3 protein-coding genes are annotated in these 1,916 nt (G+C 53.9%); 1 reads left to right on the forward strand and 2 read right to left on the reverse strand.

Going from position 1 to position 1,916, the window contains the following annotated elements; all coding sequences use genetic code 11:
* A partial coding sequence (locus C0V97_RS17650; RefSeq protein ID WP_127103733.1) for a GNAT family N-acetyltransferase occupies nt 1–362 on the reverse strand: 362 nt, incomplete at its 3' end.
* Between the two features lie 129 nt (nt 363–491).
* On the opposite strand from C0V97_RS17650, the gene C0V97_RS17655 reads away from it, so the two are divergent.
* Nucleotides 492–1,223 (forward strand): hypothetical protein, encoded by a 732-nt coding sequence (locus C0V97_RS17655; protein ID WP_127103287.1) that lies wholly within the window; start codon nt 492–494, stop codon nt 1,221–1,223.
* Nucleotides 1,224–1,543: 320 nt separating this feature from the next.
* Here C0V97_RS17655 and C0V97_RS17660 read toward each other — a convergent pair.
* Nucleotides 1,544–1,916, reverse strand: a 373-nt coding sequence (locus C0V97_RS17660; RefSeq protein WP_233582259.1) for a trans-aconitate 2-methyltransferase, incomplete at its 5' end; no start/stop codon positions are given.

The raw sequence follows: 1,916 nt of genomic DNA on the forward strand, positions 1-1,916 counted from the left end.
ATCKCGGCCGCGAAGGAGGGGGCCGTACCGGTCTCAAGACTCAGACATCTCAGCCCGTGCGCCCTGGCCGCGGCGATAATCGTAGCGAGAATCGCTGCCCCTGCCCCCCGCCCGAGAAAATCGGGATGGGTGCGCATGGATTTGACCTCCCCCACCCCCTCACCGAAGATCTTCAGGGCGCCGATCGCTGCAACCCGCCCGTCGATGCGTGCAGACCACACCGTCACCTCGGGTACCATCAAACCGGACAGATCAAGTGCGAACCGGAACGCCTCGGGCGAACTCTCGGCCATGCCAGCCAGATGCACGGCAAGAAGAGCCCGCGTTTCCTCGCTGGAAAGATCGTCAGTCCCGATGTCCATCTCTCGATATGCCCCTCGCATTGCCTAAACTGCTCCAGGACAGGATAGTGAAGCCGGACTGCAACGAGGTCCATGCCCTCTTCTCGCCTTGCATCCCAAGATACGGCTCTGCTTCAGGATCACCATCCGATGTTCAATCTCCAACCGCACGCCGTTCTCGATCAAGCTGAGGCCTACCTGGCCTCTCAGGCCTCGCATGGGAAAAACTCACTACTCGATGCCTCAGGCGCGGTCCTTTATAGCGATGTCACAACTCTAAAATCGGGCCCAGTATATTTTCTCGGGCTCAATCCCGGAGGTAGCCCCGAAAGTACCCCCGATGGAACCTTGGGACATTCACTTGCGGCAAGCCGATCTGGTTTGAACGCTTTTCTGGACCAATCATGGCGCGATCCCCCGAAAACCTTGCGCCCTGGAGAGGCACCATTACAGCGCCGGATACAAATGCTTTTCGTAATGATGGGGCTGGAAGTCCGCAGCGTTGCTGCGAGTAATCTGGTCTTCACCCGTTCGCGCAATCTGCGTTTGCACGAGAATTTTACACTTGCCATCGCGCAATGCCGCCCCGTCCATGAACTCTTCGTGCAGGCAATTCATCCAAGAATAATCCTGACTCATGGTAGCCGCAACGCATTCCGACGGGGCATCAACGCAGACTTTTTTAACTTTTACGAGGCGCATCACGCCGCATGGAAAATTCATTCTGGAGTGTGCACGATCGCCGGACGACGCATTCCTGTGATAAACATGCCTCATCTTTCATTCTGGGCCATAGATGCGGACACACTGCAGGGCGAACAGCGACGCACCATTCTTAAAACCTTGTTTAAAAAACATGGCTTTTCGCAAGACCCAAGGTAGTCATCCCAATGACTCCACGACAGAAGTTATAGCTCGATCGTTCGAGATCTTCTGATTTTGGCCAAACATCGGCTACGCACTCTACGCCTGCCTTAGCCCGTTGCGATCAGTCCCGTGGTGCGGATGATGAAACTTGAGTAAACAAAACTCACCTATAGTTGAGGCCAATCGCGCCCCTTAGCGAGATTATAAAAAAATATAAATGACATTTATAAATATTGCATAATAACTAAATTTTCTCGATTTTACCCGTATTAAAATTCAGATTTATAGAAAAAATATGCGATCGAATCAGAGGATAATAGACGTTCTGTATATCTTTATTTCGAAATAACAGAAAAACAAAAAATTCGTTTCGACCCCCCTGGGGTTTCGTGTAGATGCTCGATGGATTCCAGCAACTTGAACTCTGTGCCGAGCATGTCCAACAAGGACGCGCTGTCATGCTGGATTACGGGCAGGCCTGAGCAGCGCGAAGGCCCGTTCGGGGCGAAGCCGCCAATAACGGCGATACCGCCCGGCGCGAGCGCGGACCGCAGGGCAGCGCCATAGCGCCTTTGGTCTTCAGGCTCGGTCAAAAAATGCAGAGCTGCGCGGTCGTGCCAGACATCATAATGCTTGTCGGGCGACCACTGCGTGACATCTGCCACGATACAGCGATGGCGGTCCCGAAAGCGGTCGAGACGACGGGCC

Origin of the sequence: Asaia sp. W19 (assembly GCF_003994335.1) — a bacterium.
Taxonomy (GTDB): domain Bacteria; phylum Pseudomonadota; class Alphaproteobacteria; order Acetobacterales; family Acetobacteraceae; genus Asaia.